The 6,000-nt window shown below is 49.8% G+C and carries 5 protein-coding genes and 1 tRNA gene; 5 read left to right on the top strand and 1 reads right to left on the bottom strand.

Annotation, left to right across the window (positions count from 1 at the left end):
* Positions 1 to 1,331 precede the first annotated feature (1,331 nt).
* The 4 genes from Y697_RS03960 (at position 1,332) to ribF (ending at position 4,832) form a co-directional block, all read left to right on the top strand.
* Entirely contained in the window at positions 1,332 to 1,628 is a 297-nt protein-coding gene (locus Y697_RS03960; protein ID WP_121550406.1) for a nucleotidyltransferase family protein, read from the top strand.
* A 1,030-nt stretch (positions 1,629 to 2,658) separates the two neighbouring features.
* On the top strand, positions 2,659 to 3,030 hold the full coding sequence (gene rbfA / locus Y697_RS03950; RefSeq protein WP_121550404.1) for a 30S ribosome-binding factor RbfA: 372 nt from the start codon (positions 2,659 to 2,661) through the stop codon (positions 3,028 to 3,030).
* Positions 3,023 to 3,943 carry a tRNA pseudouridine(55) synthase TruB gene (gene truB / locus Y697_RS03945; protein ID WP_121550403.1) on the top strand — a complete coding sequence of 307 codons (921 nt, stop codon included), beginning with the start codon at positions 3,023 to 3,025 and terminating at the stop codon, positions 3,941 to 3,943. The genes rbfA and truB overlap by 8 nt, the downstream gene beginning before the upstream one ends.
* Before the next feature lies 1 nt (position 3,944).
* A complete protein-coding gene (ribF, locus tag Y697_RS03940) occupies positions 3,945 to 4,832 on the top strand; it encodes a riboflavin biosynthesis protein RibF (RefSeq protein ID WP_259462301.1) in 888 nt (295 codons plus the stop codon).
* Here the strand turns inward: ribF and Y697_RS03935 are convergent.
* A complete protein-coding gene (locus Y697_RS03935; protein ID WP_121550401.1) occupies positions 4,818 to 5,609 on the bottom strand; it encodes an alpha/beta hydrolase in 792 nt (263 codons plus the stop codon). The two genes, ribF and Y697_RS03935, sit on opposite strands and share 15 nt — an antisense overlap.
* Positions 5,610 to 5,692: 83 nt before the next feature.
* Here Y697_RS03935 and Y697_RS03930 point away from each other — a divergent pair.
* A tRNA-Glu gene (locus Y697_RS03930) sits at positions 5,693 to 5,767 on the top strand.
* Positions 5,768 to 6,000: the final 233 nt, after the last annotated feature.

The raw sequence follows: 6,000 nt of genomic DNA, 5'->3' as shown, positions 1-6,000 counted from the left end.
GGGTGAAATCCCCCTGGGCTACTCACCAGTTGCAAGAATGGGAACCAAAATCACAATGCAAGAACTGGATTCTGAAATAATTTCAGCATGACGTAATCCTGGACCAACGAAGAAACGTTCTTCACGTTCTCACTCTCTTCCCAGAAGACAGCAACCCGCCAAAAGCCAACGGATTCTTAATCTTCCCAGCGCACAGCGGTTCTTTGGATCAAGATCCTGGCCAGAAGCGTGCCAGGATGACCCGAAGTAGAAAAAGACCGTCATCCCGATATGCAACTGATCGGGATCTAGTCTTGAAAGCGATCCAAGGATCTAGATCCTGGCAGATGTGCGAGGATGACATAAATGACTGTCATCACGTCTTACTCTTGTAAGGGATTTTAGTTTTTACGCGACTGGCGCGTTCTTCGCCAGCTTTGCGTCCCGCCATGTTCTTTTCGAAGTCCGGCTTCTAAATCCCCGTTCGAGCGGGGGGACCGCTTGCGGTGGGGTGTGTGCTCTTTGAACCCGCTCCACTCACTCGTGCCTGACAGCCAGCAATGCGTCTTTCATTTTGCAGCTGCTCTTCTCAAAGGACGGAGGGATTCACTATCTGGAAGAAGGCTCTTCCCAGCGATCAGCGTGCAGCGTCTTGTGGCCAAGCGGATCTTCTTTTTCCCCGCGAAGCGGAACTGGCCGCACGAAGTGCGACTGGCCTCTGCCAAGGGCAGAGACTGGCTTTCTAATAGCTTCTTGCCGCATGCGGCATTGCGTCTAATATTTCTTTCTTCCTCGCGCGAGCGAGCATCACTTCCCCGGACGTTTCTCCGTGCCTCACTTCTTGAAATGTTCTTGCCCAGCCTTGCGTCCACCGATGAATCTCGGCGCATTGCGACTTCTCCTATGGTCTGCCCCATTTTTCGCGTAAATGGCAGAGATTCAAACCAAGACCTCTTTCGGGCGAACAGCCGTTCGCCCCTACAAAAGAATCACATAATCGTCTGACATTGTCATCCCGTAGCGCTCTTATACGGGATCTGGTTTTTCAATTCCAACAACTTGCAACTGTTTCAAAGATTTAGATCCTGGCCAGAAGCGTGCCAGGATGACCTCAAGGGAGTAAGGTTATCATCCCGTGAAGTCTGTTATGAGAAGCCTGACCAAAAATGGTCTTGTTTGGGGCTCCTATACAGAATTTCATCTCTTTCGTTTTGCTCTTCTCGGAGAACGGAGGACCGTTGACGGATAACGTGGTTTTTTAGCGGCGTTCATCTGCTCTTTGCCCGCGAAGCGCCCTTACGTACCTCGATGCTATAATTAGCTTAGAACAGTGCTAATCATGGAGGAATAGTATGAATACCCTGGAAGATATTCTTTCAAAGCTCTCCGGGAAGCTGGTTGAGCTGAAAGAGGAGTACAAGGTGAAAACCATAGGAGTCTTTGGTTCCTACGCGAGAAACTCGTACACTGAAAGCAGTGACGTCGACATTCTTGTCGACTTCGAACAGACTCCCGATCTCTTCGAGTTCATAAGGCTTAAGAACAATCTCGCATCATTGCTTGAAAAACGGGTTGATCTGGTGACTCGCAATGCATTAAGAAAAGACTATGAAGATCGGGTCTTATGCGAGGTCAAATACATATCATGAGACAAGATAACGCTGAGCGAAATATTAAAGAGATACTAGAGCTCATAGAATAGATCCTAAATCCCCGCTTGAGCGGGGGGGACCGCTTGCGGTGGGGAGTGTTTTCTTTGAAACCCCTTTGCTCAATCGTCCGCGACAGGTGGCAGTGTTTCTGTAGATTTGCAGCTGCTCTTTTCCCGCGAAGCGGAACTGGCCGCACGAAGTGCGACTGGTCTCTGCCAAGGGCAGAGACTGGCCTGCGAAAGCAGACTGGCTTTCTAATAGCTCCCTACCACAGCGGCATCGCGTCTAATATTTCTTTCTTCCTCGCGCAAGCGAGCATCACTTCCCCGGATGATTTTCCGGGCATCACTTCCTGCGAAGCAGCATCACTTCCGCCGATGTTTTTCGGCGCATCACTTCCCTATGGTCCCATTTTTCGCGTGAAGGGCAGAGATTCCAACCAAGACCTCTTTCGGGCGAACAGCCGTTCGCCCCTACAAAAGAATCGCATAATCGTCTGACATTGTCATCCCGTAGCGCTCTTATACGGGATCTGGTCTTAAAAAAAGCCGGGGGTCGGGGGTTGCAGGTTGGTGGCCGGAAAGAGCAAAGAAACAGTTCCAAGTTGCAACTGATCTTTCAGCGTACAGCGGTTCTTTGGATCTAGATCCTGGCCAGAAGCGTGCCAGGATGACCTCAAGGGAGTAAGGTTATCATCCCGCGAAGCGGGCATTGCGACCTGGGCAGTTCTTGCCCAGCCTTGCGTCCACTGATGCTCCTCAATGCATTGCGTCCCGGCACGATCTATGCCGGCATTGCGTCCAATGTTCTATAAGGAAATCACTTCCCGACGAAGTCGGCCTCGCCTCCTGGCGAAGCCAGCCTTGCATCGAATCTCTTATAATATGGTCGCTCTCGTCGCGGAGGACGGAGAACCGTTGACAGTGGACCCGAGCAGGCCTCAAGCCGAAGCGCCGTTGCATTCATTTTCACCCGGCATCTTCCCATCTTCGCTTTGTAGGTTATAATTATCCAGGAGGTGAGAGCTATGGCAAGCAGTTACAGGAAAGAGATGTTGGAGTCTGAGATATTGAAGGTTCTCACGGTAGCTCTATCATCTTACACCAGCGAAAAAGAATCACTGGGCATGGCTTCCATTGTCAGGGTCGAGTTAACCAAAGACAAACGGTTCGCAACCGTGTACGTCAGTCTTATGGGCCCCGATGACAAGAAGAAGAAGCTCGTTGAGAAACTGAACGAAGACAAGGGGTTCTTTAGAACTGCCATTGCAAAGAACATCCGGCTTTTCAAGGCCCCCGAGATTCGTTTTAAGGAAGACACGGGAATTGAGGCAAGTTTGAGGGTGGCCAAACTGCTCGAACAGATCGAAAAGGAGAAGAACAACACGGAAAATGAATGACGGAATCGTACTTGTTGACAAGCCAGTCGGTGTGACTTCTCACGATGTTGTCAACCTTCTTCGAAGAAAACTGAATACAAAGAAGATAGGCCATGCGGGAACACTCGACCCCTTTGCTAGCGGGCTTCTCATAGCTGGTGTGAAGAAGGGGACGAGAGTGCTTGAGTACTTTCTCGACATGGACAAGACATACAAGGCTGAGCTTGAACTGGGACGAATAACGGACACATTTGACAATACGGGAAAGACAGTTGAAGAGAGAGAAGTTCCTGCCTTTTCCGAGGATGAGATAGTTTCTGTCTTGAAGTCCTTTGAAGGGGAGTATCTCCAGGTGCCTCCCGCATACTCCGCCAAGAAGTACAACGGAGAAAGACTATACAAGCTTGCGCGGGAGGGGAAGATCATCAACCTTCCGCCAAGGGCGGTAAGAGTCTATTCAATGACAGATATAAGCTATTCGAGAGAAAGGATTACCTTTACTGCGAAAGTCTCAAAGGGTACCTACATAAGGTCGCTGGCAATGGACATAGGCTATAAGCTAGGCTGTGGAGCGACCACCACAAACCTACGGCGGGTCTCGCAAGGAAGGTTTTCAGTCGACAGCGCTTTTCAGATCGACGATGTCTCCCAGATCTCAATCATTCCGCTGGAGGAAGCGGTTGACTTTCTTCCCGGCTTGCTCCTCAGCGATTCCGAGAGCATCAACGTTCTACTTGGCCGACAGATCTACGCCGGCGGAGTTGCAGGTATTCTGGGCAAGTTTGCCAAAGACGAAATAATACGCATTGTTGGAAGCGACGAGCGACTTATCGCAATAGCGAGATCCGAACGCACCTCCTCATTCGTGAAGACCCTCCTGACGAGAGGCTCTGTCGAGAGAGTGGCAAAACTCGTGAAGGTTCTCGGTGTCTGATATGTATGCAGCTTGTATAGGCAACTTCGATGGCGTTCATCTCGGTCACAGGGCAATCATGCAAAGGACTGTGGATCTTGCCGAAGATCTCGGTTTGCAGAGTGTCGCGATTTCGATTGTTTATCCCTGGGGATACTACTTCCCGAATTTTCCCGGAATTATCTACCCGGTCACGCACCGCCTGGAGTTGATTCTGTCGTCTGGCATCGAGAAAGTAATGACTGCCAACATGTCGGAGATAAGGTATCTCGAGCCTGAAGACTACATTTCAAACCTGATAAAGCAGGGTGTGAGAGTCGTTGTCATCGGTAGCGATTTCACCTTCGGAAACGGCGCAAAAGGAAATGTGAGCCTCCTGAAGAAGCTCTCAGAAGAGAGAGATTTCAGGGTGGAGATAGTCCCCGATGCGATGCACGACAACAGAAGAATAAGCTCTAGCTGGATAAGAGAGGCTCTCGCCAAAGGCGATATCACCCTGGCCAACTCTCTCCTCGGGAAGAATTACACCATAAGGGGAATCGTTTACAAAGACAAACAGCTGGGTTCGAAAATCGGCTTCCCGACCGCAAACATTTACAGGGGCGATGAAAGACTCGTAACGCCAAAATCGGGAGTTTACATTGTCAGATCCCTGATAGATTCAAGAGATTACTTTGGCCTGCTGAATGTGGGGTTCAGACCGACTGTAAATACATCGGAGGAAGTCAAATACGAAGTCTACTTCTTCAACTATTCCGGAAACCTATACGAGAGAAAGCTCGAGCTGGAAGTCCTCGAATTCATTAGGCCGGAGCTTAAATTCGAGTCCCTAGACAAACTGATAGAACAGATCAGACATGATGAAAAAGTCTCAAGGCGCTGGCTTGAGATCCACTCAGATATGCTCTGAGAAGAACGTCGAGATCGCCCCGAAGAACTGTGACTTCCTCTCTTCGTCGGCAAACATTTCGTGCTTTCCGCCCAGAATCTCGAGTATTTTCTTTTCGGTTTCTATCTTCTCGTAAAGCTCCTGAGCACCGACAGGGTCGACGACCCTGTCTGCCGAACCGTAGACGATAAAGACAGGGACCTTAATCTTTCCCGCATTCGCCATCGCCATCTCGATGCTCTCTTCAAGACCGAAAAAGAGATTCGGCGACACCCGGTCGTGGACATACGGATCTTCGATATATCGCTGAACAGCCCTTTCATTGTGAGAAAGATCTGAAGGAGTGAATCGGGATGAACTGCTGAAAGTGGCCTTGGGCGCGATCCTTCTGATAACGGATATCAAAGGGAGCAGCTTCTTTACAGAATCCTTTGCAGAAAACAGATGCGGCGCGCTGAGAGCGACCGCTTTGAACGTGTTCGGATACTCCTCAACGACCCTTGCTGCGATAAGCCCACCCATGCTGTGGCCGAAAAGAAAGACCGGAAGATCGGACTGAACCTTCTTCACACCGTCTGCAAGCTCCTTGACAGCGGAAGTAAAATCGTCGAAAGACTTAATGAAGCCTCTCGTTCCTGCCTGCATGCCGTGACCGGCAAAGTCTCCAGCAAAAACACCGAAGCCCCTTCTATTAAGATAAGAAGCAAAGCCGTCGTATCTCCCGCTGTGCTCTCCAATCCCGTGACATATAACAACGTTCGCCTTAGCGTCCAGAGAAAACCACCGTCTGATAAACACCGAAACACCTCCTCAAAATGATTATATCTCTTAAGCAGGGGTGTTTACAAAAGCCGGAGACCATGATAATATTATTTCTGTTCGGCCCCATAGGATAACGGCTAGTCCACCGGATTCTCAGTCCGAAGGTCGGGGTTCGATTCCCCGTGGGGCTGCCACTTTCTAAAACCGTTCCATTTGCTCCGAAACAGGTTAGAGTCTCCCGAAAGGGAGATTCTTCATTTTTGAGTGCTGCACTTTAACCCCCGCTTCAGCGAGGAAAACCGCTTGCGGCTAGAAGATCCGCTTGTTAGAATACGCTGATTGCTTGGAAGAACAGTTCTACGTTGATCGATAAGTTCGAGATGAGACGAGAAAGATCATTTTGAGACGTTCGCTGAGCTCACGAGAA

Source organism: Mesotoga sp. BH458_6_3_2_1 (assembly GCF_003664995.1).
Lineage (GTDB): Bacteria > Thermotogota > Thermotogae > Petrotogales > Kosmotogaceae > Mesotoga.
The sequence above is the reverse complement of the archived record's forward strand: the minus strand, read 5'-3'. Positions and strand labels throughout refer to the sequence as shown.